Genomic DNA, 25952 nt, shown 5'->3' on the forward strand with positions numbered 1-25952 from the left:
AGGAACTTTATGCGCGTCGCGTGCGCACTACCCAGTATGCCGATGAAGGGCGGCGCGACGAACGAGTACCGCGAAATCGACCGGTGGGATCGGGGCGTCGGCTGGATCGCCTATCCCGAGGAGACGATGGAACGCGCGAGCCACGCACTCGTCGGCGAGGACGGTGGCGTGTGGGTCGTCGATCCCGTCGATGCCCCCGATCTGGACGAGCTCCTGGCCGAGTTCGGCGACGTATCCGGCGTCGTGGTCGGCCTCGACAGACACAAGCGCGACGCGGCAGCGCTCGCGACCCGCCACGACGCCCCCGTCTACGTCCCGCAGTGGATGTCCGGCGTCGTCGAGGAGATCGACGCGCCGATCGAGCGCTTCGATCGGGAACTCAGCGATTCGGGCTTCGAGGCGTTCCCGATCCTCGACACCAGCGTCCCGCCGTGGCAGGAGGTCGGGCTCTATCACCGCGCGGACAAGACGCTCGTCGTGCCGGAAGCGGTCGGGACAGCCTCGTACTTCTGCGCTCCGGGCGAACGACTCGGCGTGCATCCGATGCTTCGGCCCGCGCCGCCGCGTCGCGCGCTCCGCGGCTTCGACGTCGACCGCGTCCTCGTCGGTCACGGCGAAGGCGTGCTGACCGACGCCGCGCGGGCGCTTCGGGACGCGCTCGATAACGCCCGGCGCAATCTGCCGGGCGCGTACGGACGTGCGATTCGAGAGTTGCTGTCTTGATCGTCAGTCCGTTCGCGATAACAGCCTCAGACCTCCTATCTGTCGCAGCCGCCACAGACGTTTAAGTTGGCGTACTGCCAGTCATTAGATATGGCCGCAGAGATCACCGACCGAGTCCAAGAGCTCGCCGAAGCCCGGGGAGTCGCCGAATCCGAGATTCTCGAACAGGCTCTCGAGCGCGGCGTTGAATACCTGTGGACAGACCTCGTTTTGACCCGCTATGTAGACGGTGAGATTGATCGGGCGCGAGCGGTCAAACTCGTCGGTCGTGACCACGTCAAGCGGGCCGAAAGAGAGGTGAAAGCGGTTGAGGACGACGTTACGTGGGGCCTCGACGCGTGATCGTCGCAGTCGCCGATACTGGCCCACTTATCCACCTGGAGGAGGCGGACGCTCTCGATTTGCTCTCGACTGTCGACGAATTGCTCATTCCTCAGACGGTATACGATGAACTAGAAGTGGGAGATGACTCACCTACGCTATCGAGTATCGCGCACGAGATTGTACGGGCGAGGCAGAGTCTCACTCAGGCAGATCATAGTCTTGATCCCGGTGAAACAGCCGCTCTCAACGTCGCAATCGAACGTGATGTCGTACTCTTGACTGACGATCTCGAAGCCCGCAACGTCGCCGAAGACGAGAACGTCGAAGTCCACGGTTCGATCGGTGTGATTGCGTTGGGTTGCGCTCGCGGGAGATCTTCCAAACAGGAGGCAGCGGATCTGATGCGCGCTTTACAACGGGAAACGAGCCTATTCGTCACGGATGCAGTCGTCGAAAGAGGGATCTCACTTCTTCAGACCGAGGATCACTAAACTTCCTCCAAAATTCTCCGACGCCGTTTTCATCCACGCTCCCGTTTGAGCACTCGTGGTCTACATCACTCGCGGGCTTCTCGACGCGCTCCTCGAAATGGCAGAGGCAGAGGAACCGGCCTCGGTGAGCGTCGTGCTCGCGTCGACGCCGGCCGGCGACTTCGAGACGGATCTCGGGCTCGACGACGAGACGCCGGTGTTGACGCACTTTTACTTCCCAGAAGCGAGCGGGTCTGTCGCCGCCGTCTTCGGGGTCGACCTCGGTACTCCCGCGGGCCGCGGCCGCGCGCGGTTCGTCTCGCATCCGCAGGGACCGCTGGAGGCGACCCGCGAGGACACCTTCGCCGCCGCACTCGTCGTCGCAGTGCCGCCTTGGGACCAGGCGTCGTGTGCGGCGTTCGATCGCAACGACCGCGAACTCGATCTCGACGTGCTCGACGTCGAACCGCCGCGAGAGACGCTCGCGGAATAGAGGCTAAAGAATCAGTAGAGGACATCGTCGAGATCCGCTTCGGACGTCGTTGTCCCAGACGAGATCATCGCCTTATGGAAGGCATCCCGGTCGGATTCGGAGACCGGAACGCGCTCTTTGCGGAAAGAATCAACGAGGTCGTCTTTCGATCTGATCGCGTCCTCAATGACTCGGGCAAGGATCTCCTGCTGTGTGACCCGATTTCCCGCCTTCAGTCGGATTTCGGCCTGTAACCGCTCAAGCCGGGACTTGGTCTCGTCGTCCACCTTTACTGACGTGGCCATACAGTTCAGTAGAAGGCTCTACTGGGTAAACGTTGTCACCGATCAAGATAGCCCAGGTCCGCGAGCTGTTCTGCGATGTCCTCGAACTGCGCTTCGGTGAGTTCGCCCTCGCGCTGGTACTGAATGACGATACTTCGGAGGAGAAAGCGCACGAGGTCGCTCGTGCTCGAAAAGCTGGTCCCCTCGATGGTTTCGTCGACGCGCTCGGCCAGGTCCTTCGGGATCGAAACGGTGGTGTACTCGGTCATCGTCCTGAGAAAGACGAGGCGTCGGCCGAACTAAACAGTGTGGAGTTCCTGTGCGTGCGCTGCGGCGGTCCGTCGACCGAGGGCTCGACCGAGAGCCGGGGGTTTTTCCACCCCTGCAGCCGTACCTGCCCGCAATGGCTGTCAGACCACCGCAGCAGGGCGACGACGAGCCCGATTCCCTGGAGTTCGGCATCGCGGCGCTCACTCCATATCTCTCGGAGTCCGATCTCACCTTTCCTGCCACAGCAGACGAGGTCGTGCGCGCGCTGAACGATCCCGCGATTCCGTACGACGCCAACGGGAACACCGTCGCACTCTCGGAGGCGCTGGCCTCCGTCGGCACGAGCCAGTTCGACAGCAAGCGCGAGCTCCTCGACGCGCTGCATCCCGTCCTGGAGGAGTACCGCGCGTCGGGTGGCGGCATCTTCTCGCAGTTGCGGGCGCTGCTTCCGTTCTAACACCCACCTTTTTCCACGGTGGGTTTCCTCGCGGCGCTCCGCGCCGCTGCGGGTACCCACCGCGCAAAAACCTGGAGGGGAAAATCCGCTCGGCTCGCGCCGCTCGCCTCGCGGTACAATACGTCGAGCGCCCGCTGCAATGCGGCGGCAACCGCACCGCGTCGCTTCGCTGGCTGCGATGCGTCCGTGATCCTCCTATTCGGTGCCAGTCTCTTCTTCGATCTTCCGCAGCGTGTCGCGGTGGAGCGTCAGAATCAGGTCTGCAAGCACGCCGAACATCAACAGTTGGACGCCGACGATGATACCGAAGGCGGCGACGACCGCGAGCACCTCGTGGGAGATGTTCCGCGTGATCCACTCGACCGCGACGTAGACGGCGACGAGGAAGCCGGTGAGGCTAGAGATGACGCCGAGGCTGCCGAAGTAAAACAGCGGATTGTTGGTCTTCGCGCGGCGGTAGAGTTCAAGGAAGATGATCCCGCCGTCGCGGACGGGCCGGAGGTTCGTATCCGACCCGGAGGGCCGCGGGAGGTACGTGATCGGAACGACCGTCGTCGGGATCTTCCGTTTGGCGCACTCGACGGCCATCTCGGTCTCGATGCCGAACCCGTCGGAGGTGAGCGTCATCTTCAGGAACGAGTCGCGCGTGAACGCGCGGTAGCCCGAGAGGATGTCCTGGAAGTCCTCGCCGTGGACGGTCGCGAAGCCGCGGTTGATGATCCGGTTGCCGATCTGGTTGAAGCGCGTCATCGCGCCCTCGCGCATATCCGCGAAGCGGTCGCCGATGACGTGCTCGGCGTCACCCTCGAGGAGTGGCCGGAGCATCGCGTCGGCGTCTTCGACACGATAGGTCGCGTCGCCGTCGAGCATCAGCACGTACTCGCGGTCGACGTACTCCTCGACGCCCTCGCGAACGGCCTGTCCTTTACCTGAGCCCGACTGGTAGACGACGCGCGCGCCGTGCGCCTCGGCGATCTCGTCGGTGTCGTCGCCGGAGCCGCCGTCGACGACGAGCACGTCGTCGAAGCCCGCGTCTCGGAAGTCCTCAACTACCTGGCCGATCGTCTCGGCCTCGTTGTAGGTGGGCACGAGGACGCAGACGTCGTCGTAATCCATCGTGCGGAGTGGGTCGTGCAGGGGTGAAAGTGATTCCGGAACAGTAGTGACGATCGCCGGTGGTCGACCAAGACATAACACACCACGTTTTCACGTGAACAGTCGCGTGAAGAACCGCAGATCTTGGGAACGTGGTCGGTCAGACACACCACGCTTTCGAGTGAAGCCGCGAACAGGAGGGGGGACAGTAATTGCTTCAGTTGTAACGGTGGTGTGTATCCGTGATTCCGTTCATCTCCGCAATGTCACGAATCGTCTCGATTTCTCTGTTGAGTCGAAGAACGTCAGACATCGCCTTGATCGCGCTTGTGAAGGGGACGTTTAGCTCGTAGCTGTAGTAGTTGCCGCGGGATCCACTTCGATTCTCGTGAGCAGTGAGAATCCCGAGCATCCGAAGGTCAGAGAGGTGGTTATGCACTGAACGTTGCGTGAGTGTGTCTGTACCCGAGGATTCACACAGCGATCGGTACTCCTCGTAGAGCTCGCGCGTTCGACACGGCGTCGCCTCTTTCGCTGCCTTCGAGATCACGGCGAGCAGCGCGAGGCGTCCGTGGGTCGTCAGTTCGCGCATCCCCTCCTCGACACGCTCTTGTTCGAGACGGGCTCTCGCATCTTCAACGTGCGTCGACGCGATGTGGTCGGCGTCGTCGTTCTCAGCGATTTCACCGGCGAGGCGCAGGAGGTCGAGCGCCTGTCGAGCGCTGCCGCTGTCGCGTGCTGCGAGCGCGGCACAGAATTCCACGACTCCCTCGCCGACCGCTCCGTCGGTAATTGCGGTTTCGGCTCGCGACGTGAGAATGTTCTCCAGTTCTGGAGCATCGTACGGCGGGAACTGGAGTTCACGTTCACATAGGGTGTCCTGGACTCTCGGGTCGAGCTTTTCGCGAAATTTGAAGTCGTTACTGATGCCAATGACCCCGACTTTCGTCTCATCGAGCTTCCCGTTGGCACGGGCCCGCGGGAGTTCGTACAAGAGTTCGTCGCGTCCGCCGATGGAGTCGACCTCGTCGAGGACGATGAGAACCGTGCCGCCGAGTGCCTCGAGTTCCTGATAGAGCTTCTTGAACACGGTTTGTTGGGGATAGCCGGTCGAGCTGATCTCGCCGCCCGTGGGACGGAGTTCGTTCACGAGTTCGACGGCGACCTGGTAGGACGAATTCAACGTTTTGCAGTTCAGCGAGATGACCGAGAGGTCGACATCGTCGTATGCGGCGACGTCTTCCTCAAGACGATCTAAGAGAAACTCGGTGACAGCAGTCTTTCCGACGCCGGTGTTTCCGTACAGAAAGATGTTATTCGGCTCCCACCCGTCGATCACCGGCTGTAGGGCGTCCATATACTCTTGAATCTCGTCGTCGCGCTCTTCGATCTGCTCCGGTTGGTAAGATTCCCCGAGAGCATCTTTGTTCCGGAAGATGTTCTGCTTCCGCTCGAAGTGGCGCATATCAGTGTTCTCTCTCGTACAGTATATAATACCACCCTTTCATTTGTTTCAGGTGGACCGCACAGACACACCACTATTGCAAGTGAAGCGCGATGTGTCGAGGCTGTATACGCAAACAGTCCACAGTTTCGACTAAAGCGCTGACATATTCGCCCAACTCTGTGCAGGCCTAGCACACGGATATGGGCACAGGTGTCGCTCACTGTGGACGCGAGTAACGCACGAGGACCAACAGCCGACTCGATTGATCCACTCCAGCAGCCAACCCTCGATTGTCGTCCCCCACCCCCATCTGCTGGCAGTTTCACTTGAATCAGTGGTGTGTCTGCGTTCGTCGCGGTTGTTGCGACTTGGAGTGGGTTCCTCCAGATCCAGAACAGACGAAACGAGGGGTGTGTCTCGCTTCGTATCACAGACAAACCGGCTGCGAAGGGGACGATGCAGCGATAGTAAAACCACAGTACCTATGCAACGCTGTATCATCCGAGGCAGTATGTACGGAGTCGTGCTCGCGGCCGGGCAGGGAACGCGGATGCGACCGCTGACCGACTTTCGACCGAAGCCGCTGCTTCCCGCCGGTGGTCGGCCGCTGCTCGAACACGTCTTCGACGCGTGTCTCGACGTCGTCGACGAGTTCGTCGTCGTGATCGGCTACCGCAGTGCGGACGTGATCGACCAGCTCGGCAACGAGTACCGCGGCGTGCCGATCACGTACGTCGAGCAGGGCGAGCCTGCCGGGACGGCACACGCGATCGGGCAGGCTGAGTCCGTCGTCGACGAGCGATTCGTCGTCCTCAACGGCGACGTCCTCGTCGATCCCGCATTGCCGACGGCGCTCGCCGACGCCGGTGGGCACGCGATCGCGACGACGCCCGTCTCGGATCCCACCTCCTACGGCGTCGTCTCTGTCGACACCGATAGCTCGCTCGAAGCCATCGTCGAGAAGCCCGCGGACCCGCCGACGAACCTCGCGAACGTCGGCTGCTACGCGTTCGAACCGGAGGTGTTCGAGTACATCGAACGAACGGCAAGGAGCGAGCGCGGCGAGTTCGAGATCACCGAGACGCTCGAACTACTGCTCGATGACGGCCACGAGATCTCGGTCGTCGAGTACGACGGCCAGTGGCTCGACGTCGGCCGCCCCTGGGAGTTGCTGTCGGCGAACGAACGCGTGCTCGCGGATATCGGTCGCGACGTCCAGGGAGACGTCGCAGACGGAGCGAAACTGGAGGGCGATGTCGTCGTCGAGGAGGGTGCGACCGTTCGAGAGGGGGTCGTGATCGAAGGACCGGTCATCGTGAAATCGGGTGCTGAGATCGGGCCGAACGCCTACGTCCGCGGGGCGACGGCGATCGGACCGGACGTGCACGTCGGCCACGGCGTCGAGGTGAAAAACTCCATTCTGATGTCGGATGCGGCGGTGCCGCACCTGTCGTACGTCGGCGATTCCCTGCTCGGCCGCGACGTGAACCTGGGCGCGGGGACGAAAGTCGCCAATTTGCGCCACGACGACGCGTCGGTGCAGATGACGGTGAAAGGCGAGCGCGTCGATACGGGGCGGCGGAAACTGGGCGTGGTGCTGGGCGACGAAGTGAAGACGGGGATCAACGTGAGCCTCAACGCCGGGGTGAAAGTCGGAAGCGGCGTCGGGATCGAACCCGGAAAGACTGTTCTGCGCGACGTCGAGAACTAGCACGGCCGTGTTTCCTCTGCGCCGTCGAAGCCGACTCGAATGGGGAAACAGGCTCCGAGATCGTTGGAAGCCAACTAGATCGATCTGCCCGGTCAGTTTCGGATGTTCACAGGTCCCCGGGACCCGTTCGTTCACCGATACCGTCGAAATTGTCGGTGAAACTCGATACCCGAGGGTCTCCGCCCTTTAGGATCGTGGGCGAGTAATCGCTCGGCGGATAATCCTGGGAACAGTTATTATGCACGCGATAATATTATCGTGTGCATAATGATCGACCGAGATGCGGAACTGGACTGGTTGCGCTCACATCTTGCTCGGGACGACCGTCAGTTGCTCGTTCTGTATGGTCGCCGTCGAGTCGGGAAGACAACGCTGGTGACGACAGCACTGGATGCGATCGACACGAAATCAGTGTATTACCTCTGTGACCAGCGTGGAACCGCTCGCAATGCGGAACAGTTTGCTGCCCAATGTGCCGATCAGTTCGACGACGTCACCCCTGCCGTCGACGGCTTTGTCGATGCGTTCCGATATCTCTCGAACCGCGTCGACGACGCCTGTATCGTCGCGCTTGATGAGTTCTCGTATCTCGTTGCGGAAGACGAATCGATCCCATCAGTGTTTCAGACGATTGTTGACGACGTCCTCGATGGCACGGAGATTTCGCTTGTCCTCCTCGGATCGTCGATCTCGATGATGGAAGAAGGGGTGTTGAGCTACGAGAGTCCACTCTACGGCCGTCGAACCGGACAGTGGGAACTCACTCCGCTCTCGTTCGCTGATGCGCGGGCGTTTTTCGGCGACTACGATATCGAGACGCAGATCGAGGCCTACAGCGTCCTCGGTGGGGTTCCCGCATACCTCGAACAGTTCGATCCCGACGCCTCGCTGCTGTCGAACATCGAATCGCACGTGCTCTCGAAAGGAGAATTTCTCTACGAGGAACCGGAGTTTCTGCTACGACAGGAACTCCGGGAGCCGGCGACGTATATGGCGATCCTCGAAGCGATCGCAGGCGGTTCGACCCGGGTGACGGAAATCGCCACCGAGATCGGCAAAGACGCCAGTAGCATCTCTCGGTATCTCAAGAATCTCTCGAAACTTGCGCTCGTGATTCGAGAGACCCCGGTCACCGACCCCGACGGCCGCGGTGTCTATCGGATTGCCGATGACTTTCTCCGCTTTTGGTTCCGATTCGTTGCGCCGAATCGCGGCGTCCTCGAACAGGGACGGACGGCCCCAGTCCGTCGGTCGATCGAGGAGGCATTACCAACACACACGAGTCAGACCTTCGAGAACATCTGTCAGCAGGCCGTCGCGACGAGTGCGTTCCCGGTTGCGTGCGATCGTGTCGGCCGCTGGTGGTACGATGGTGCGGAAATCGATGTCGTCGGACTGAACTCACAGACGGACACACTGCTGCTGGGCGAGTGTAAATGGACGAACGATCCCGTGGGTACGGGGCTTCTGACGGATCTCGAAGCCCTAACACCGGAGGTTCGATGGCATACTGGAGATCGGACGGTCGAGTACGCACTGTTTTCGCGATCTGGATTCACAGACGAGATCAAGGCACAGACCGCGGACCGATCGGATGTGCATCTGTTCTCCGTGCGGGATCTCGAAGCCATCTTCGACGCCCCATAGTGCCTGCACTCTTCCCTCAAGCGAACCTCATTGCCGAATCTGATTCTCGTCGACGCAGCAACTTATAGAGATTCGAGGAAAATACTGGTGGCTTCAGCCACCAGATGAATCCGACGATTTAAGTCACAAACCACGTACTACGGACTGTGCGTGGAGAACTGGCAGTTGACTCGGTGTTTGCCACGGTTCGTAGCCGAAATCAAAAGGTAAGCCGCCCACGCCGACAGTCGTTAAACAATCAGGTAGCTCGAAGCCCTCTACAGGGTACGAGTAACGGCTTCGTGGCAAAGCCACTGGCTGACTGTCCAGCAAACCTTAGACTCCCAACCTTCAGGATTGACCTGCCCGGCCAACACCGGGTGGGAGGCCCCCGTCTTTAGCGCGGGAGGATGTCACGCGGCTGTTGACCTCCGCGTGAAGAGGAATCGTACGAGTATTGGGAAATGCGACGACTGGTATTGTTCTCCTGACCAATAGAATTATTCTATTGTCCTGTAAACCAATAGTATTGGATAGCTTCACTGACCGACGACGATCTCAATGGTGTGAGCGAGGGGCAGAAGTACCCCGACGGGACCGTCGTCCGCGTGTTTTGTATGCGGACAGGCCGTGACGCGTACCCGTCTGGGTGGGCTTACAAGCTTCACTACGGCGCGACGGAGCCAGACCCGACCCGCACGCTTGATGATGGGACGATTCGTCGGTATCTCGAAAATCGGAGATTTTCGACGACTCATCGAAACGGCGACGCCGTTTTCGAGACGACAACTCGCACGAGGACACGAAAGGGCACGAACTACACGTTGCACCGGACCCCGGCCCAGACAGCATTATGTTCCCGGGAATGGTCGAACTCTGGGAACGGTTCTGGAGCGAGATCCCCAAATCCGAGTTCGAGGTCAAGTGAGGCCACCACACACAGTGATACCTATGAACGATACCACGCCGCCGTTGCACCCGATGGAGCGCGAACAGCTTCGAGCTGAATCAACCCTCGTCGTGACCGTGAAGTCCTCCAGTAAGTTCCACGTCGACGTCACTGACGGGGTCGAGGCGCTCGAACGAGGCGATGCCGCGGATTCCACGCCGACGCTCTCGTTTACCAGCTACGACGATCTGATGGAAACGCTGACGCCGCGCGTCCTCGATCTTATCGAAGCAATCCGCCGGGAAGAACCGACCAGCATCAACGAAACTGCACGTGTCGTTGACCGGGACGTGAAGAACGTCCACCAGGAGCTCAGCCGGCTCGCCCAGCTGGGCATCATCTTCTTCGAGGAAGACGGCCAGCGTAAGCGCCCGGTCGTCTGGTTTGACGAACTCGTTATCAACCTCTCATTCGATCCAGAGGCTGGCGACACGGCCACTGCTGCGCCCTGACATCCCCACACGAGTGAACCGATGAGGTTTCGCCTCGCTACTCCTATAATCAGCGGGTTTCTGGTAGCCACAATCCTAATATTCGAAGCTCTCACCGTGATGATGTTTATCGTAGGGGAGAGGTCTATGAAGTCGACAGACGAAGTTTTCGCGAACAGCTGTTATGCACGCGATAATATTATCGTGTGCATAATGACTGAATAGAATGCGGAACTGGAGCGGTTGCACGCACATCTTGCCCGGGACAATCGTTAGTTGCTCGTTCTATTTGGTCGCCGTCGAGTTGGAAAAGCAACGCTGGTGACGATACGCTCAAAGATCGAGACACGTAGGCGCCGAGAGAGTAGAGGAAAGTCACAACGGACATTCGTCTTTAGCTAAGATTGTCGGTAATAATTCGCTCTCTAAAGATGACTAACAGTATTGGCGGGCTGATTCAGTCCGTCGAGATGCCATACTGTATGAAATCAAACGATGAGGAGCGCTGGAAATGAGGGATTACGGTTCTTTGAGGTGCTGTTCGGACGGGACTCGGGCGTAAATCACAGCGATTCGGTATTACTATGAGTATTAACTAAAGACGGATGTCACAACGGACTATTTTCGATCACCGTCGCTCGGAACTGCGCAGAGAGGCCGAACAGCGAGAGGAAGTACACCGTCGCGCCGACGGCCACGAGGAGAACCACCGTCGCGAAGTTGTGATTGAGACTCGTCGCCGTTTCCAGAATCGTCTCGGACCCGACGACGACGGCCGCCATCGCTACGGCGGCGACGAACTGCCGAGCGATTTCCCCGTACGGGATCGTGAAGTGGACTTCCGAGCGTAAGGCGGAGACTGCGAGGACGACGCCGAGCGCTGCGGACGCGGTTGTCGCCACCGCCGCGCCGACGACGCCCAGCGCGGATATCAACGCGACGTTCAGGACGACGTTCGCCGCGATGAACGCCGCGTTGATCCGGAATGCAACCCGCGGACGATCGATGCCGTTCAACGCGTTCAGGAGTTGCTTCTGATACCCGTAGAGCAGCGTCGCAAGAATCAGGATCCAGAGGACGGCCGCGCCCTGAACGAACTCCGGACCGTAAATACGGAGCAGCCGTTCGCCGAGCAAGAACCCGCCGAAGAGACCCGGGATCAGGATGAGGCCACCGTACGTCAGCGAATCCTCGACGAGCCCAGCGACGGATTCTCTGTTGCCCTCCGCGTCGGCCCGGCTGAGTTCCGGGAAGAGCGTCGAGCTCACCGCTGAGTCGAACAGCGTGAGAAACTTCGCGATGCTCCAGGCCGCCGAGTAGACGCCGACGAGCGACGACTGGACGAACACACCCAAGAGCAGCACGTCGACGTCGTTGAACGACCGCGACTGGAGGCCGCCGATCCACGAGAACTTCGCGTACTCGTAGAGTGACTCGAAATGCTCGCGAGTCGGACGAGCGACACCGACCGAAAGCAGCGCGAGGCCGACGACGGCGACGAGGAAGTTCGCGATGGCGTAGCCCGCGATCATCCCGACCAGTTCGAGCCCGACGAAGACCAGCGCGATCTGGATGATGCTGCGGACAGCGATCCCGACGGGGGTGAGCAACCCCGTGATGTGGACTTTCCGCTCGCCCTGCAGTGCCGAGTTCGTGAGCGATTGAAACAGTCCCAACAGCAGGAGCGCGACGACCAGCGGTGCGACCGGCTCGCCGACGTACGCGTTCACGGCCTCATCGAAGAGGAGCACGAGCGCACCGAGCGCGAGGCCGAGCGCCGCGACGACGAGTGCACCGGCAGTCGCGTACGCGGGCGTGTCTGTCCCCTCGCTCATTCGCTTGGTAATCGCCCCGGAGATGCCGAGGTTCCCGGCCAGCGAGAGCCACGCCACGACCGCGAGCACGAGGGCGTACTGCCCCAGTACGGCGGCTCCGAGGGTTCGGGCGAAATAGAGGGTCGCAACGAATCCCAGTGCCGAGCCGAGGAGCTTCGAGGCGAAGACGACGAAGGAGGTCTGGCCGATTCTCATCGTTGGGGACGGAACCGCGCGTGGCGTCGCTTGCGGTTCACAGCAGACATACGACGTCCGAGACGGATAAGCCGTCCCAAATGAGACGCCGGCGCGTTCCGTAATCGACGCCAAATACATCGATACACAATCCTTACGGTAGTTCGTTGGCATCGATCGGTCGATGGATGTCTCCGTCGTCGTCTGCGCGTACGATCCGGACCAGTACGATGACCTCCGAGACGCGATCGAGAGCGTGCTGGCGCAGACGTACGACGACGTCGAAGTCGTCGTCGTGATAGATGGGAGCGACGAACTCTACGAACGGGTGCAGCGCGAGTATGGCGACGTCGACGGGGTCGTTCTCCACTGTAACGACTCGAATATGGGGCTCTCTCGGAGCCGGAACGCCGGGATCGAACGGAGCAGCGGTGACGTCGTGGCGTTCCTCGACGACGACGCCATTGCCAGAGACGACTGGCTCGCAGAACTGGTCGACACGTACGAACGTCGGGACGCGATTGCGGCCGGTGGCCGGATGGCCCCGCGATGGGTCGCCGGCGAACCCGAGTGGCTCCCGCCGGAGTTCTACTGGCTCGTCGGCGTCACTCACCGGGGCTTCCCGGAAGACGAACGCGAAGTCAGGAACACGTTCGGCTCGAACATTTCGTTCAAACGCGACGTGTTCGAGGAAGTCGGCGACTTCGACCCCAACCTGGGCCGCCACGGCGACAGGCAGATTCAGGGCGAGGAGACGGAGTTGTCGGCGCGAATGTACGAGGCATTCGGGGAACGCGTCTGGTACAATCCCGATGCCGTCGTCGAGCACAAGGTGTTCGAGTATCGGACCGACCCGCGGTGGCTTCTCGAGCGGGCGTTCTGGCAGGGCTACTCGAAGCGCGTCCTCGAGGAACTCATCGACGACGCCGGCGGCGAGGAGGGGGCGTTCCTCTCGTATCTGCTGTTCGAGGGCTTGCCCGGCTACGCTATCGAGACAGTTCGGGATCGGTCGGTTGCGAGTGCGAAGAAGGGGCTATTTGCGACCGTTCTCACCGCGGCAGTCGGACTCGGGTTCCTCTACGCGCTCGTTACGTAGGTGTGGGAGCAACTCTCTCGAAGAAGGTATGTCCGTGCCCCGAAAACTGCGGGTATGCTCGATTCTCGACGGATCGCGGTCACGGGGGCCGGCGGCTACATCGGCTCGCGAGTGGTCCGCGAATTTCTGGATGCGGGCGCTGACGTAGTTGCGATCGACGATCTATCCGGACAGCAGATCTCGACATTCCCGGACGCACAGTTCGTCGAACTCGACGTTCGCGACAAGGAGCGACTGGAGACAGCGCTGTCGGATGTCGACGCGGTCTGTCACCTCGCGGCGATCAGCGGGATTCCAGATTGTGAAAGCGACCCCGACCGTGCGTTCTCGGTCAACGTGCGAGGAACCGAGAACCTCGCGTGGTTCTGTCACAAACACGGGGTTCCGCTGGCTTTTGCCTCCAGTATGGCTGTGATCGGCGAACCGGTCGAGTTCCCGATCGGAGCCGAACACCCGCGGGATCCGGTGAGTCTCTACGGCCTGACGAAGAAGATGAACGAGGACGACATCCACGATCTCGCCCGCGGTGCGTTCCCCGCACACCTGTTCCTCACTGCGAACCTCTACGGGACGCACGAGTTCGGAAGAGAGGAGGTGACCAAGGAGACAGTAATCAACATCTTCGTCCGACACGCATTGGATGACGAGCCGCTGACGATCCACCGACCTGGAACGCAGACGTTCGATTTCATCCACGTGAAGGACGTCGCCCGCGCGTACCGGCACTCCGTTTCGGCCCTGTTGGACGGAGATAACGGCGCTACAGACATCCCGCTCGCGAGCGGTGAACAGTTGAGCGTCATCGACGTCGCGGAACTGATCCAGCGCGTCTGTCAGGAGGAACGAGGTTACGAGCCGGAGATCGAGTACGTCGAGGACCCGCGAGAGAGCCAGCCCACCGGGCCGGACTTCACCGTCGATACCGCAACTGCACGGGAGCGACTCGGATTCGAGACCCAATATACAGTCGAAGAGGCGGTCCGGCGAGCGCTCCGGCAGAACGAGTCGTAAACGAACGTTCGACACAAAATATTGAACACAGTCCATCCCGAGACAGAGAGTATGAAGGCAGTTGTCCTCGCCGCCGGCGAGGGGACGCGACTCAGGCCGCTCACGCGGACGCGGCCGAAGCCGATGATTCCCATTGGCAATCAGCCCCTTCTCGAACACGTCCTCGAAGCCGCACGCGAGGCGGGTATCGAGGAGTTCGTGTTCGTCGTGGGCTACAAGCGCGAACGGATTCAGAGCTACTTCGGTGACGGCGACGACTGGGACGTCGATATCGAGTACGCCGTCCAGAAGACGCAACTCGGAACCGGTCACGCGCTATTGCAAGCCGAATCACAGGTCGAAGGCGAGTTCATCGCGCTCAACGGCGACCGGATCGTCGAACCGAGTGCGATTTCGGCGGTTATGGACGAGCGACGCAGCACGGGAAAGTCCATCATCGCTGTGACACGGCACAAGCACCCCGAAAACTACGGCGTCGTCGAGCTCGAAGGCCGGACGGTTCGCTCTATCGAGGAGAAACCGCCAGCGTACACCGTACAGACCGATTACATCAACGCCGGCGTGTACGGACTCGACGACTCGATCTTCGAGGATTTGCGGTCTGCGGAGGCCGAAGGCGAGCTGGGGATCACGACCGCGCTCCGCGAACGCCGTGACGGGCTGCGTGCTGTCCCGTTCGACGGCCTCTGGCTCGACGTCTCTCACCTCTGGGACGTGCTCTCGGTCAACGGTCGCGTGCTCGACCGGCTCGAACCATCTGAACCATCGACGGCCGCTATCCACGAACGAGCGACGGTCGTCGACCAGACGTCGCTCGGATCCGACGTTCGCATCCGACCGGGGGCGACAGTGTTACCCGGCACGTCACTCGGCGACAACGTGGTGATCGGATCGAACGCCGTCGTCGCGAACGCGGTCGTGCTTCCGGATGCGCGGATCGGTGACGGCGCGGTCGTTCGTGACTGTATCGTCGGTGAGAACGCCTCGATCGGTCCGAATGCGACGGTCGAAGGTGGCGAGACGAACGTCGTCGTCGACAGCGACGTGTACGAACAAGTACGACTCGGCGGTGTCGTCGGCGACAACGGCTCGCTGGGCGGTGGCGTCACGCTTTCGCCGGGAACCGTGCTCGGCAATCAGACGACTGTCGAATCGGGGTGTCACGTGAGCGGGCGGATCGAACACGACGCGGTCGTGCGGAGGGGATAAGATGTGTGGAATCATCGGATACGTCGGTCGGGAAGACGCATTGCCGATCCTGAGAGACGGGCTCTCGAACCTCGAATATCGCGGCTACGATTCGGCGGGGGTTGCCCTCGGTGGAGGATCCCTAGACGTCTACAAGAAAGAGGGCGAGCTCTCGGCGCTCACTGAAATTCTGCCGGACAGTTCGACGGCGACGATGGGAATCGGCCACACGCGGTGGTCGACGCACGGCGAGCCCACGGACGTGAACGCTCATCCGCACACGAACGAATCGGGCGACGTCGCGGTCGTCCACAACGGGATCATCGAGAACTACGATACGCTGCGGGAAGAGCTCGAAGCACGCGGTCACGAGTTCACGAGCGATACCGACACAGAGGTCGTCCCGCACCTCGTCGAAGAGGAACTCGATCCCGAGCGTGACCTCGTCGACGTGGTTTCGAGCGTCGTCGATCGGCTCAAAGGGAACTACGCGCTCGGCGTCGTCGTCGCGGGCCGCGATGGCATCGTCGCGACGCGACGCGGAAACCCGCTCGTGCTTGGATTCGCCGACCACGGCACGTTCCTCGCGAGCGACGTCCCCGCGTTCGTCGAACACACCCGGCGCGTGAGCTATCCGGAAGAAGGTGACGTGATTCATATCACCGAAGAGGGCGCGACGGTGTACGTCGACGGCGAGGAAGTCTCACGGGCGGTGCAGGAGGTCGACTGGGACGCCGAAGCGGCTGAGAAGGGCGGTTACGAGCACTATATGCTCAAGGAAATCCACGAGCAGCCGACGGCGCTTCGCCAAGCGATTTCCGGTCGGGTCGACGAGATGAAAGGGGAAGTCGACCTGGAGATCGACCTGCCGAAAGAGTACCTGAACTCGCTGGAGGAAGTGCAGTTCATCGCCTGCGGGACGTCGTATCACGCGGGACTCTATGCGGCGAAGCTGTTCGAGGAGCACGCCGACGTTCGCACCTCCGTGGAGGTCGCCTCGGAGTACGAATTCGACGGCGGACGCGACCCGTGGCGGACCCTCGTCGTGGCCGTCACGCAGAGCGGCGAGACGGCCGACACACTGTCGGCACTTAAGCGGGCCAAGCGCGCCGGTGCACGGACGCTCGCAGTGACGAACACGCTCGGGAGCACGGTGACCCGACTGGTGGACGATACGGTGTTCATTCGCGCCGGCCCGGAAATTGGCGTTGCCGCGACGAAGACGTTCTGTTCACAGGTGGCGACGCTAACGCTAGTGGCGGTACACGTGAGTCGGCAGCGCGGGACGATTTCGACGGCGGACGCCCAGGAGTTGCTGTCCGACGTCCGTGGCTTGCCAGGGGCCGTACAACAGGTGTTGGATAACGAGGAGCAGGTGCGTCTGGCAGCAGAAGAGTTCGCCGACGGCGACGCGTTCTTCTTCATCGGGCGACGGTTAGGGGCTCCGGTTGCGTTAGAGGGAGCGCTGAAGCTGAAGGAGATTTCGTACGATCACGCCGAGGGGTTCCCTGCGGGGGAACTAAAGCACGGGCCGCTGGCGCTCGTGACATCTGAGACGCCTGTGCTGGCCGTGTTGACTGAGGGGGCCAACGCTGACGAGACGCTGAATAACGTGAAAGAGGTGGAATCTCGGGGGGCACCCGTGATCGGGTGTGCCTCTGACACGGTAGAGGATGCTGAGAAATTCGCCGATGAGGTGTTTTGGGTGCCCGAACTGGGCGAGCTAGAGCCACTCGTGGCGAACGTCTACTTCCAACTGTTCAGTTACCACGTGGCGAATCTGAAGGGTCGGGCTATCGACAAGCCACGAAACCTAGCGAAGAGCGTGACGGTAGAGTAGTGGCTGCTACAGTAACGTAGTCTCGTCACTTCTATATTTCACCCTTGGAAGGTTTCAGTATATGTCCGACAGGGGAGTTTGTGTCGTCACGCATCCGCTGAGTGCAGCAGGAGAGAATGCGACGCGGACGTTGCTGGATATTCTGGCTTCCATTGGTCCCGTCAGTTTAGTCACTGCAGATCTCCCTGAGGAGTCGTCGATCCGTGACACGCGGGACGTGATCGAACTCACCTCGAAGGGGGCCGGCGATCACATCCTCGTTGCAGCACTCCGATTCGTACTGAATCAGATTCGGATGTGTCTGGTGCTTCGGCGGCGACGCGAGCCCGTCGTGCTGTTTTTTGGAGCTACCTCCTATCTCCTGCCGATTCTGTTCGCGCGTGCGGTTGGGAAGACAGTGCTCGTTGAACCTCGTGGCGACGTTCCCCTAACGCTCCGCCTCAACTGGGAGCAACGACTACCGTCGGCCGTCGCGCGGGGACTGGCAGGATCTGTGGGGCTCCTCGAATCCGCGGGATTTGCCGCGGCTCACCGTGTCGTGACGTACACCCCAAATATGGCCCGGGAGCTCGGAGTGGATCCGGACTCTGACCGTGTGTATCCACACGGTGCACGGTACGTCGACACAGAACGCTTCTCGGTAACGACTCCATTCGGCGATCGCGATGACGTCGTTGGCTTTGTGGGCCGTCTCGACGAAGAGAAAGGGATCCGCGAACTGGCTGAGGTTGCAAAGCGACTTCCAGAAGGCGTCACGTTCCGCTTCGTCGGAGACGGACCACTGTACGAGTGGCTCGCGTCCGAACTATCAGAGGAGATCGAGGTCGGAGCTGTCGAACTCGCCGGGTGGGTCGATCACGAAGACGTTCCTGTCGAGTTGAATCGGATGAAGCTGCTCGTGATGCCTTCGCATCCAACAGAAGGCTTGCCGACGACGATACTGGAATCGCTCGCGTGTGGAACACCAGTCTATGCAACGCCAGTCTCGGGAGTCCCCGACGTCGTGAAAGAGGACGAAACTGGATTTCTGATGCGCGACCGAGAGGCAGAGGCAATTCTCCACGATATCGAGGACATCATCTCGACGGATACTGCACTTGCGAGCGTAAGCGATCGTGGCCGGGCGTTGATCGAAGACGAGTACAGCTTCAGCGCAGCACAGGCTCGGTATCGAGAGTTACTATCAGAGGTGGAACACTGACTGGCTGTCTATGAACTTCGCACGAGCGGCTCGTACCACTCGCGGTTCGCTTTGTACCAGTCGATGAAATTGGCGACGCCCTCCCGAATATCCGTGCTCGGTTCGTAATCGATGAGTTCGCCGGCCTTCGAAACATCCGCATGCGTGTGACGAGCATCGGCGTCTTTCGCGTCTTCGTGGACGATATCAACGTCGGCGCCGGTCTCTTCGACGACGTACTCGGCGAGTTCGCGGATCGAAATGTTGTCGCTTGAACCGATGTTCATCGCCTCACCGTCTGCAGCATCGGTTTCTAACAACTCCAGGTTCGCCTCGACAATATCGTCGATGTAGGTGAAGTCCCGGGTTTGCTGGCCATCGCCGTAGATGATCGGTGGCTCATCGTTCAAACAGCGTGAGACGAAGTTCGAGATTGCCATATTCGGACGCATTCGGGGTCCATAAACCGTGAAGTAGCGGAGATTAACCGTTGCAACATCCCGCAGGTCGTTGTAGACGTTGCAGTAGTGTTCGGCTGCGAGCTTTGTGACCGCATAGGGGCTTTTTGGGTGGTTCGGGTGCTCCTCGTCGTACGGAAGATACTCTGGGACACCGTACACGGAGGATGACGAAGCGTTCACAACGCGTTCGACGCCGTGGTCTGCAGCCGCTTCGAGGACAGTTACGATTCCGTCGATGTTGTTCTCGTTGTAAGCTTTTGGCTGTTCGACGCTAGTGCGGACACCAGCCTTCGACGCTTCGTGAAAAATGACGTCGACATCGTGTCCCGCGATGATTTCCTCAACGAGTTCGTCGTCAGTCGTCGAGCCTTCGACAAACTCGAAACGTTCGTCGCCCACCCGACGACAGACATCGAGATTGTGTTCTTTGATCCCGAGGTCGTAGTATGGATCGAATTTGTCGAGAACGACGACCTGATGTCCCTCTCGGAGGAGTCCTTCCGCGAGATTCGAACCGATGAACCCCGCACCGCCCGTGACGAGAACTTGCATACGGCCAGGTTCGATTAGGGTTCGTTTGTCGCTTCCGGTTCCGGTTCCGAGGCCGTCTGTAGTTGAGCCTCCGGTAAGCGATCTTCAGCCCGATCGCGGTCTTCTGGGAATCCAACGTCGATACGCCAGCCATCTAAACGAATTGCGTCGATGGTTCGTCCGGACTGGATCAAGAGATCGATTGCATCCGGGAGTTCGTACTCGCCGCGATCAGAGGGCTGGACGAGATGGCACGCGTGGAAGATGGCTGGAGTGAACGTGTAGAAGCCGGTCATTACGAGGTTTGACGGTGGATCGTCGGGTTTCTCTACCACGCGCTGGATCTCACCATACTCGTTGGTGTCGCAGACGCCGTACCGTGAAGCGTCTTCCATCGGGACTTCTTCGACGAGGAAGGCCGCGTCGGCACGATCTTCCTGCTGCCGGTTGACGACATCACCGAGGTTGCCTCGGAAGACGTTGTCTCCGAGCATCAACACGAAATCGTCGTCGATGTGTGGCTCGGCTTGGAGAAGAGCGTGTGCGAGGCCCAGTTGTTCCCGTTGGTGCGCGTAGGTGATTGGACGACCTCTGTACTCATCACCGTAGCGCTCCATTATCTTCTCTTTCTTGTAGCCGACGACGACGACAAATTCGTCGATACCAATGTCGAGTAAGTTGTCAAAGACGTCCTCAATGAGTGGTTTGCCGTCTACCTCGACCAACACTTTCGGCTTGTCTTCTGTCAAGGGGCGAAGACGAGTCCCTTCTCCAGCGGCTAGGACGACAGCTTTCATACCTGTATTGGAAGGTGTCCGATTAAAATACCTTCTGCCGCTCGCTATGCTGTGAGTTCGTCGATAGCGGACGAAAGCTCGTCGACGACACGGCGCTGGTCCGCCTCGTCCATCGAGTGAGAAATCGGCAGCGTAAGGAGATTGTTTTGCAGCTCAACAGAGATTTCGACGGTTTCGGCGCCCTTGGCGTCCTCGAACGCTTCGGTGTCAGACAGTGCGTACGTTCCGATCTGGGTCTCGATGCCGCTCTCGCCCAAGGTATCGATGAGGTCGTCTCGGAGGTTGTCGTCGCCAGCCTCGATATAGACGCAATAGCTCTGGTAGTTATGCGTGCCGCCTTCGACAACTGCCGGTGCGGTAACACCCTCTACCTCAGCGAGGAGATCATCATACAGTGCTGCAATCTCACGCCGCCGTCCGACGATATCAGCTCGCTTCTCCATCTGGGCGACGCCGACAGCTGCGAGGATGTCGCTGAAGCGGAAATTCGTCGCATCCTTGCGGAAGAATCCGAAACCATCGCCGCTCGGATCGGTCCCGAAGTTCTTGATGCTGCGCATCGCGCGCTCGGCCTCGTCGTCGTCCGTCGTAATCATCCCACCTTCACCAGTCGTTAGAACCTTCCGCGGGTGGAAACTGAACACGCTTACGTCGAACTGTGACCCGACAGCGTGCCCCTCGAATTCGGCACCAGCACCACACGCAGCGTCCTCAATGATAGGGACGTCGTATTCGTCGGCAATCGCTTGCAGCGGTTTGTGATCGAGGGGTTGACCGCCCCACGAGACTGGCATAATAGCAGCAGTGTCGTCGCTCATAGCGTCGCGCACCGCGTCGGTGTCGATGTTGTACGTCTCGCGATCGACGTCGACTAGTACCGCTTCAGCGCCGACGTGTTCGACGGCGTTCCCGGTCGCCGGGTGCGTAAAGTCGGGGATAACTACTTGGTCACCGTCACCGATGTCGTAAGCTTCGAGCGCGAGTTCGAGCCCAGTCGTACACGATGTGACAGTAATTGCGTGTGTCGCATCACACAGCTCCGTAAACTTCTCTTCGAACTCTTCTGCGAACGGTCCCTGAGTCATATATCCAGATTCGAGAACCTCGCGAACGTTCTCAAGTTCCTGGTCGCCGACGACGGGTTCGATCAGTGGTATCCGATCAGACATCTATCCAAGCCTTCGTTTTGCGGTGTATAAATCATCCCGTCTAGTGCCGAACGCGTTAAGTCGAGGGACTGGAAATTCTCCCCAAAGATGGACGTCTACAGCGCTGACGCGGGAATAGACTTTGATATTGGTCGGACGACTGTTGCGGTCTTCGGCCTCGGGAAAATGGGACTTCCGCTCGCTGCTGTCGTCGCCGACGCTGGTGCGGACGTGATCGGCGTCGATATCGACGAGACCGTGGTTGATGCTGTTAATGCTGGGGAGTGTCCGGTCAAGAACGAACCACAACTTCCAGAGTTGGTCGATCGCTATGCGGGGAACCGATTGGAGGCAACGACAGACGGAGCGGCTGCTGCCGAGGCCGCAGATATCACGGTTATGCTCGTTCCAACCATCGTTGACGACGATAATCAGCCGATCCTTGACCCCGTTCTCGCTGCCGCAGAAGATATTTCGGCTGGTCTTTCCTCCGGTGACCTAGTTGTTCTCGAGAGTACGGTCCCGCCAGGGACGACCGAAGATGTCGTCGTCGAAACCGTCGAAACAGGCAATCTCACCGCCGGCGAGGACTTTGGCGTCGCCTATTGTCCAGAGCGGACCTATGCAGGCCGTGTCGTCGAAGACTTGACCGAATCCTATCCGAAGATTGTCGGCGGCCTTGATAGGGCAAGTACGACAGCAGCAGCGCGGTTCTACGAGGCATTCAACGAGCCAGGCGTCATCGAACTTGGCAGCCCACGTGCTGCGGAGGCTATAAAGGTCTTCGAGGGGGTCTACCGAGACACCAACATCGCGCTCGCGAACGAACTCGGTAAGGTCTGCGAGCAGTGGGGAATCGACAGCGAAGAGGTATTCGAGGCTGCGAACACACAGCCCTTCTGTGACATCCACGTCCCGGGAATCGGCGTTGGCGGCCACTGTATCCCAGTTTATCCACACTTCGTTATCGAGCGTGCAGACGACACACCGCTACAGGAGACCTCACGCGCTGTCAACGATGGAATGCCTACCCACGCCGTGTCGGTTCTTGAATCGTTACTTGCGGGACAGGAACGGCCGCTGGGCAACGCGAACATCCTCGTGCTGGGCATCACTTATCGTGCGGGTGTTCACGAAACCAGATATGCCCCGGCGCTTGATGTGATCAATCATCTCCGAGAACAGGGCGCGGAGACGTTCGCGCACGATCCGCTCTTGGATACCGAGGAGATTCGCGAATCCGGCGCAACTCCTGTTTCGGACCCCCTCGCTGTGGATGACCTCGACGGTGTCGTACTCGCAACCGCTCACGACGAGTACGAGCAGATCGACCTCGACGACCTGGCCGACAAGATGCGCTCGGAGATCCTCGTAGACGGGCGCCGATTCTTCGATCGGGACGCTGTGGATTCGTTTACGTACGCACGCATCGGCGACGGGACGAGCGCGACGAAATACGAGTAACCACCGCCGGAGACGACCAACGTATCAGTCTGCCCCGACTCAGGTATAGTATTCTTCCAGGGACTGCGGCCCGGCCGCATCTCCCACAATGTACATCTGATACCAGATCTCTAGCCCTACGATCTTCCAGAGCAGTTTATAATGGGGTGTGAGATCTTTTCGTGGAGATCCGTTGAGTAGGCGGTCGAGATACGACTGCTGCACGAAGCCTTCGCGAACGACGTGTGGATCGTTCAGGATATTCCGTGCATGCGGAAGCATCTCATCCCGAACGAACGGGTAGGTCGGCATCGTGAACCCCTGCTTATCCTTCTCGAATACGACTGCCGGCAGGACGTCCCGCATAGCTTTCCGGAGGACGGCTTTTCCCGCATTGACATTACTTCCGGTTTCACCGAACTTCTCTGACAGCGGGAGAGAGAACGCCAAGTCGATGAGATCGTTGTCGAGGAACGGAACTCGACTCTCCAGCGAGTGCGCCATACTCGTCCGATCCTCAACCAAGAGGAAATCATCGGGGAGTTTTACCGTAAAGTCCCACTGGAGGGCAGACTCCCGCAGATCAAGGTCGGAATCACTGGTGTGTCGGTCCTCAATGACTTCTGAGGGAGGAACTCGATCCTGCAGCCGCTCGCCAAATGCGCGCTCTTCGTAGAGTTCCTGGCTGGCGATGACGTCGGTGCTGTTCAAGAGAACGTAGAGTTGCGCCGGGTCGTCGAGAGAGCGCATCAGTTCGATGTCTTCAAGCTGAGAGTCCTGCTTAAACTGATCGCCACCGACCTGCATATCGAAGAGCGTTTCAGAGATCTCTGCGAGTCCCTGCCGAGTGTCGGCGAGTGCTGGAGATCGAAGTGCCTCCAGTTGGCCGAGACGAGAATAGCGGTACACGTACCCACCGAACAGTTCATCTGCGCCGAGTCCACCGAGCGCGACAGTCACGTGATCGCTCATCTCCTGCGCGACGTAGTAGGGGTAGAGGTTCCGCTTGGGCTCGTCAGCGTGCCAGATCATCGCCGGGAAGTCCTGCATATACTCCTGCTCAATCACAATCTCGTGGTGGTTCGTCCCAAAGTGGTCGGCAACTGCCCGGGCATCGTCCCGTTCGTCCCAACGGCTGTCAGAAAATCCCATACAGAACGTGTGTACCGGCTCGTCCGTGTGTTCGTCAGCCATTGCGACGACGCTGCTCGTATCGAGACCGCCCGAGAGATAGAAGCCAACAGGCACTTCGCTGACGAGTTGTCGGCGCACTGCCCGACCCAACGCGTTGCGAACTGCTTTCACGGGGTCCACCGGCGGATCGGTGGGCGTCATCGACAAGTCCCAGTATTCCTCTGTCGTCGCTGTATAGCCTTCTTCCTGCAAACGGACGTCGACAACGGTGCCCGGTTGGACAGTCTCGATTCCGTCGAACAGAGATGTGTGGGGGGGCGAGTATCTGAGTTGGAGGAAGTATCCGAGTGCATCAGCGTCGACTGCTGGCGACACTCGGCCGCTCCGTAGAATCGATTTGGGCTCGCTAGCGAACAGGAATTCCTCGTCCTGTGGGGCCACGTAGAGCGGTTTGATACCGGCGCGGTCCCGAGCCAAGAGGAGTCGAGAGCGTGATGCGTCGTACAACGCGACCGCGAACATCCCATTCAGCCGTTCGAAGATGCTTTTCCCGTATTCTTCGTAGCCGTGGACGAGAACCTCGGTGTCGCTCTGAGTCGTGAACTCGTGGCCGCGGTTTTCTAGTTCTCTGCGGAGCGCCTGGAAGTTGTAGATCTCCCCGTTATACACAACGACGATATCGCCCTCCTCGTTGTATATCGGCTGGTCACCGCCGTCAACATCGATAATGCTGAGGCGTTGATTCGCCAGCATTACACCATCGTCGAAGTGCGTGCCTGTCGAGTTAGGCCCGCGATGACGCTGACAGGCCGACATATCGTCGAGGACTTCTTGGTCTTCGAGCCCGATGGCTCCACAGATACCGCACATCAGTCTTCGAGCGTCGCCTCAAGCCAGTTGTACGTCTTTTCGAGACCAGTCTCGAAATCGGTGTCCGGAACGCGCCCAAACAGCTGTTCACACTTACTCGTATCAGCGTAGAAGTTGTCGATCTCGTCGGGGCGCTCTGGTTTGCGGTCGATTTCTGGATCCACGTCGACGACGTCTGCCATTAGGTTAATGGCGTCGAGGATCGACGTTTCCACCCCACGGCCCATATTGACGACTTCGTTCTTTACGTCTCCTTCCAACCCTTCAACGATGAACTCCGTGATGTCCCTCACGTAGATGAAATCGCGCGTCTGGGAGCCGTCACCAGTGACGAACACACCCTTGTCCTGCGCAATTCGCGAGAGGACAACCGGAACTAGTGCACCAGATTCCGGTGGCTGGTATGGCCCGTAGACGTTGAAGAACCGAAAGACGAGATAATCGAGGTCGTAGAGTTGGTTGTACACCTCGAGATACTCCTCAATAGCGTGCTTGGCGACCCCGTAGGGGGACTGCGGGGACGCAGGATGGCTTTCGGGGACCGGCACTTCCTCTACTTCCCCGACGAGCGACGATGCAGAGGAGAAGAAAACCTTGTCTACGTCGTGTTCCCGGGCTGCATCGAGTATGTTGAGGGTTCCGACGACGTTTATTTCAGCGTTGAGCTTGGGATTTTCGGTACTCGCGGGTAAGGGGTGGGCAGCGAGATGTGCAATGGTGTCGACCTTCGAGACGACCGAATCGACGGCCGCCTCGTCGGTGATATCTACCTCGACGAATTCGACGTTGCTAGCGTCGTATTCCATTGGTTCGATGTCGCACGCGTATACGGTATGCTCAGTCTCAGTAAGTTCGTCGACGAGGTTCCGTCCAACGAATCCAGCAGCACCGAAAATGGCTACGTCCATACCTGTGAACCGATTCTCGGCTTACATAAGTCTACCACTTTCGAGACTTTCGGAGGTGGCAAATCCCTATCAACTAT

24 protein-coding genes and 1 pseudogene are annotated in these 25952 nt (G+C 59.8%); 15 read left to right on the top strand and 10 right to left on the bottom strand.

Annotated features, from left to right (window positions below):
- The first annotated feature begins 36 nt into the window (after positions 1–36).
- The 4 genes from NO347_RS07455 (at position 37) to NO347_RS07470 (ending at position 2010) form a co-directional block, all read left to right on the top strand.
- Positions 37–723 carry a DUF4336 domain-containing protein gene (locus NO347_RS07455; protein WP_256288998.1) on the top strand — a complete coding sequence of 229 codons (687 nt, stop codon included), beginning with the start codon at positions 37–39 and terminating at the stop codon, positions 721–723.
- Positions 724–813: 90 nt separating this feature from the next.
- Complete coding sequence (locus NO347_RS07460; protein WP_256288999.1) at positions 814–1065, top strand: hypothetical protein; 252 nt, start codon at positions 814–816, stop codon at positions 1063–1065.
- A complete protein-coding gene (locus tag NO347_RS07465) occupies positions 1062–1538 on the top strand; it encodes a PIN domain-containing protein (protein WP_256289000.1) in 477 nt (158 codons plus the stop codon). Before NO347_RS07460 ends, NO347_RS07465 begins: the two co-directional genes overlap by 4 nt.
- Positions 1539–1593: 55 nt before the next feature.
- On the top strand, positions 1594–2010 hold the full coding sequence (locus NO347_RS07470; protein ID WP_256289001.1) for a JAB/MPN domain protein-containing protein: 417 nt from the start codon (positions 1594–1596) through the stop codon (positions 2008–2010).
- Positions 2011–2021: 11 nt separating this feature from the next.
- Here NO347_RS07470 and NO347_RS07475 read toward each other — a convergent pair whose 3' ends face one another.
- Together NO347_RS07475 and NO347_RS07480 are read right to left on the bottom strand one after the other, a co-directional pair.
- Complete coding sequence (locus NO347_RS07475) at positions 2022–2294, bottom strand: hypothetical protein (protein ID WP_256289002.1); 273 nt, start codon at positions 2292–2294, stop codon at positions 2022–2024.
- A gap of 35 nt (positions 2295–2329) precedes the next feature.
- Entirely contained in the window at positions 2330–2542 is a 213-nt protein-coding gene (locus NO347_RS07480; protein ID WP_049985763.1) for a ribbon-helix-helix domain-containing protein, read from the bottom strand.
- Positions 2543–2676: 134 nt separating this feature from the next.
- On the opposite strand from NO347_RS07480, the gene NO347_RS07485 reads away from it, so the two are divergent.
- On the top strand, positions 2677–3000 hold the full coding sequence (locus NO347_RS07485) for a DUF5789 family protein (protein WP_121569513.1): 324 nt from the start codon (positions 2677–2679) through the stop codon (positions 2998–3000).
- Positions 3001–3195: 195 nt separating this feature from the next.
- Here the strand turns inward: NO347_RS07485 and aglJ are convergent, their stop codons facing one another.
- Together aglJ and NO347_RS07495 are read right to left on the bottom strand one after the other, a co-directional pair.
- Positions 3196–4116, bottom strand: a complete 921-nt coding sequence (aglJ, locus tag NO347_RS07490; protein WP_256289003.1) for an S-layer glycoprotein N-glycosyltransferase AglJ — start codon at positions 4114–4116, stop codon at positions 3196–3198.
- Between the two features lie 196 nt (positions 4117–4312).
- Complete coding sequence (locus tag NO347_RS07495) at positions 4313–5560, bottom strand: orc1/cdc6 family replication initiation protein (RefSeq protein ID WP_256289004.1); 1248 nt, start codon at positions 5558–5560, stop codon at positions 4313–4315.
- Positions 5561–6053: 493 nt separating this feature from the next.
- Between NO347_RS07495 and glmU the strand changes: the two genes are divergently transcribed.
- The 4 genes and pseudogenes from glmU to NO347_RS07510 all read left to right on the top strand — a co-directional run bounded on the left by glmU (position 6054) and on the right by NO347_RS07510 (position 10280).
- Positions 6054–7253, top strand: a complete 1200-nt coding sequence (gene glmU / locus NO347_RS07500; protein WP_256289005.1) for a bifunctional sugar-1-phosphate nucleotidylyltransferase/acetyltransferase — start codon at positions 6054–6056, stop codon at positions 7251–7253.
- A 267-nt stretch (positions 7254–7520) separates the two neighbouring features.
- Entirely contained in the window at positions 7521–8900 is a 1380-nt protein-coding gene (locus NO347_RS07505; protein WP_256289006.1) for an ATP-binding protein, read from the top strand.
- 512 nt (positions 8901–9412) lie between these two features.
- Positions 9413–9807: pseudogene (locus tag NO347_RS17255) on the top strand (toxin-antitoxin system TumE family protein).
- 23 nt (positions 9808–9830) lie between these two features.
- Positions 9831–10280 carry an HVO_A0114 family putative DNA-binding protein gene (locus tag NO347_RS07510; protein ID WP_256289007.1) on the top strand — a complete coding sequence of 150 codons (450 nt, stop codon included), beginning with the start codon at positions 9831–9833 and terminating at the stop codon, positions 10278–10280.
- A gap of 587 nt (positions 10281–10867) precedes the next feature.
- Here NO347_RS07510 and NO347_RS07515 read toward each other — a convergent pair.
- Positions 10868–12289 carry an oligosaccharide flippase family protein gene (locus NO347_RS07515; RefSeq protein WP_256289008.1) on the bottom strand — a complete coding sequence of 474 codons (1422 nt, stop codon included), beginning with the start codon at positions 12287–12289 and terminating at the stop codon, positions 10868–10870.
- A gap of 163 nt (positions 12290–12452) precedes the next feature.
- Here NO347_RS07515 and aglG point away from each other — a divergent pair, with 163 nt between their 5' ends.
- From aglG to NO347_RS07540, 5 genes are all read left to right on the top strand, one after another.
- Entirely contained in the window at positions 12453–13364 is a 912-nt protein-coding gene (gene aglG, locus NO347_RS07520; protein WP_256289009.1) for a glucosyl-dolichyl phosphate glucuronosyltransferase, read from the top strand.
- A gap of 54 nt (positions 13365–13418) precedes the next feature.
- The gene (locus NO347_RS07525) at positions 13419–14375 is read left to right on the top strand and encodes an NAD-dependent epimerase/dehydratase family protein (RefSeq protein WP_256289010.1); all 957 of its coding nucleotides are present in this window, start codon (positions 13419–13421) and stop codon (positions 14373–14375) included.
- 51 nt (positions 14376–14426) lie between these two features.
- Complete coding sequence (locus tag NO347_RS07530; protein ID WP_256289011.1) at positions 14427–15584, top strand: sugar phosphate nucleotidyltransferase; 1158 nt, start codon at positions 14427–14429, stop codon at positions 15582–15584.
- A gap of 1 nt (position 15585) precedes the next feature.
- Entirely contained in the window at positions 15586–17403 is a 1818-nt protein-coding gene (gene glmS / locus NO347_RS07535; protein ID WP_256289012.1) for a glutamine--fructose-6-phosphate transaminase (isomerizing), read from the top strand.
- 61 nt (positions 17404–17464) lie between these two features.
- The gene (locus tag NO347_RS07540; RefSeq protein ID WP_256289013.1) at positions 17465–18604 is read left to right on the top strand and encodes a glycosyltransferase family 4 protein; all 1140 of its coding nucleotides are present in this window, start codon (positions 17465–17467) and stop codon (positions 18602–18604) included.
- An 8-nt stretch (positions 18605–18612) separates the two neighbouring features.
- Here NO347_RS07540 and NO347_RS07545 read toward each other — a convergent pair whose 3' ends face one another.
- The 3 genes from NO347_RS07545 to NO347_RS07555 are packed head-to-tail and all read right to left on the bottom strand — an operon-like array spanning position 18613 to position 21541.
- Positions 18613–19596, bottom strand: coding sequence for a GDP-mannose 4,6-dehydratase (locus NO347_RS07545; RefSeq protein ID WP_256289014.1), 984 nt, complete (start codon positions 19594–19596; stop codon positions 18613–18615).
- A 14-nt stretch (positions 19597–19610) separates the two neighbouring features.
- Positions 19611–20372, bottom strand: a complete 762-nt coding sequence (gene aglF / locus NO347_RS07550) for a UTP--glucose-1-phosphate uridylyltransferase AglF (RefSeq protein ID WP_256289015.1) — start codon at positions 20370–20372, stop codon at positions 19611–19613.
- A gap of 44 nt (positions 20373–20416) precedes the next feature.
- Positions 20417–21541 (bottom strand): DegT/DnrJ/EryC1/StrS family aminotransferase, encoded by a 1125-nt coding sequence (locus tag NO347_RS07555; RefSeq protein ID WP_256289016.1) that lies wholly within the window; start codon positions 21539–21541, stop codon positions 20417–20419.
- 87 nt (positions 21542–21628) lie between these two features.
- Here NO347_RS07555 and NO347_RS07560 point away from each other — a divergent pair, with 87 nt between their 5' ends.
- A complete protein-coding gene (locus tag NO347_RS07560; protein ID WP_256289017.1) occupies positions 21629–22984 on the top strand; it encodes a nucleotide sugar dehydrogenase in 1356 nt (451 codons plus the stop codon).
- Positions 22985–23023: 39 nt separating this feature from the next.
- Here the strand turns inward: NO347_RS07560 and asnB are convergent, their stop codons facing one another.
- Both asnB and NO347_RS07570 read right to left on the bottom strand, forming a co-directional pair.
- On the bottom strand, positions 23024–24967 hold the full coding sequence (gene asnB / locus NO347_RS07565; protein ID WP_256289018.1) for an asparagine synthase (glutamine-hydrolyzing): 1944 nt from the start codon (positions 24965–24967) through the stop codon (positions 23024–23026).
- Positions 24967–25875, bottom strand: coding sequence for an NAD-dependent epimerase/dehydratase family protein (locus NO347_RS07570; RefSeq protein ID WP_256289019.1), 909 nt, complete (start codon positions 25873–25875; stop codon positions 24967–24969). Before NO347_RS07570 ends, asnB begins: the two co-directional genes overlap by 1 nt.
- Between the last annotated feature and the right edge of the window lie 77 nt (positions 25876–25952).

This window comes from Halobellus inordinatus (genome assembly GCF_024464655.1).
Taxonomy (GTDB): Archaea; Halobacteriota; Halobacteria; order Halobacteriales; family Haloferacaceae; genus Haloquadratum; species Haloquadratum inordinatus.

Coding starts and splice junctions, on each gene's coding strand:
- NO347_RS07455 (WP_256288998.1), top strand. CDS start 37: ATGCCGATGAAGGGCGGCGCGACGAACGAGTACCGCGAAATCGACCGG.
- NO347_RS07460 (WP_256288999.1), top strand. CDS start 814: ATGGCCGCAGAGATCACCGACCGAGTCCAAGAGCTCGCCGAAGCCCGG.
- NO347_RS07475 (WP_256289002.1), bottom strand. CDS start 2,294: ATGGCCACGTCAGTAAAGGTGGACGACGAGACCAAGTCCCGGCTTGAG.
- NO347_RS07480 (WP_049985763.1), bottom strand. CDS start 2,542: ATGACCGAGTACACCACCGTTTCGATCCCGAAGGACCTGGCCGAGCGC.
- NO347_RS07485 (WP_121569513.1), top strand. CDS start 2,677: ATGGCTGTCAGACCACCGCAGCAGGGCGACGACGAGCCCGATTCCCTG.
- aglJ (WP_256289003.1), bottom strand. CDS start 4,116: ATGGATTACGACGACGTCTGCGTCCTCGTGCCCACCTACAACGAGGCC.
- NO347_RS07495 (WP_256289004.1), bottom strand. CDS start 5,560: ATGCGCCACTTCGAGCGGAAGCAGAACATCTTCCGGAACAAAGATGCT.
- glmU (WP_256289005.1), top strand. CDS start 6,054: ATGTACGGAGTCGTGCTCGCGGCCGGGCAGGGAACGCGGATGCGACCG.
- NO347_RS07505 (WP_256289006.1), top strand. CDS start 7,521: ATGATCGACCGAGATGCGGAACTGGACTGGTTGCGCTCACATCTTGCT.
- NO347_RS07510 (WP_256289007.1), top strand. CDS start 9,831: ATGAACGATACCACGCCGCCGTTGCACCCGATGGAGCGCGAACAGCTT.
- NO347_RS07515 (WP_256289008.1), bottom strand. CDS start 12,289: ATGAGAATCGGCCAGACCTCCTTCGTCGTCTTCGCCTCGAAGCTCCTC.
- aglG (WP_256289009.1), top strand. CDS start 12,453: ATGGATGTCTCCGTCGTCGTCTGCGCGTACGATCCGGACCAGTACGAT.
- NO347_RS07525 (WP_256289010.1), top strand. CDS start 13,419: ATGCTCGATTCTCGACGGATCGCGGTCACGGGGGCCGGCGGCTACATC.
- NO347_RS07530 (WP_256289011.1), top strand. CDS start 14,427: ATGAAGGCAGTTGTCCTCGCCGCCGGCGAGGGGACGCGACTCAGGCCG.
- glmS (WP_256289012.1), top strand. CDS start 15,586: ATGTGTGGAATCATCGGATACGTCGGTCGGGAAGACGCATTGCCGATC.
- NO347_RS07540 (WP_256289013.1), top strand. CDS start 17,465: ATGTCCGACAGGGGAGTTTGTGTCGTCACGCATCCGCTGAGTGCAGCA.
- NO347_RS07545 (WP_256289014.1), bottom strand. CDS start 19,596: ATGCAAGTTCTCGTCACGGGCGGTGCGGGGTTCATCGGTTCGAATCTC.
- aglF (WP_256289015.1), bottom strand. CDS start 20,372: ATGAAAGCTGTCGTCCTAGCCGCTGGAGAAGGGACTCGTCTTCGCCCC.
- NO347_RS07555 (WP_256289016.1), bottom strand. CDS start 21,541: ATGTCTGATCGGATACCACTGATCGAACCCGTCGTCGGCGACCAGGAA.
- NO347_RS07560 (WP_256289017.1), top strand. CDS start 21,629: ATGGACGTCTACAGCGCTGACGCGGGAATAGACTTTGATATTGGTCGG.
- asnB (WP_256289018.1), bottom strand. CDS start 24,967: ATGTGCGGTATCTGTGGAGCCATCGGGCTCGAAGACCAAGAAGTCCTC.
- NO347_RS07570 (WP_256289019.1), bottom strand. CDS start 25,875: ATGGACGTAGCCATTTTCGGTGCTGCTGGATTCGTTGGACGGAACCTC.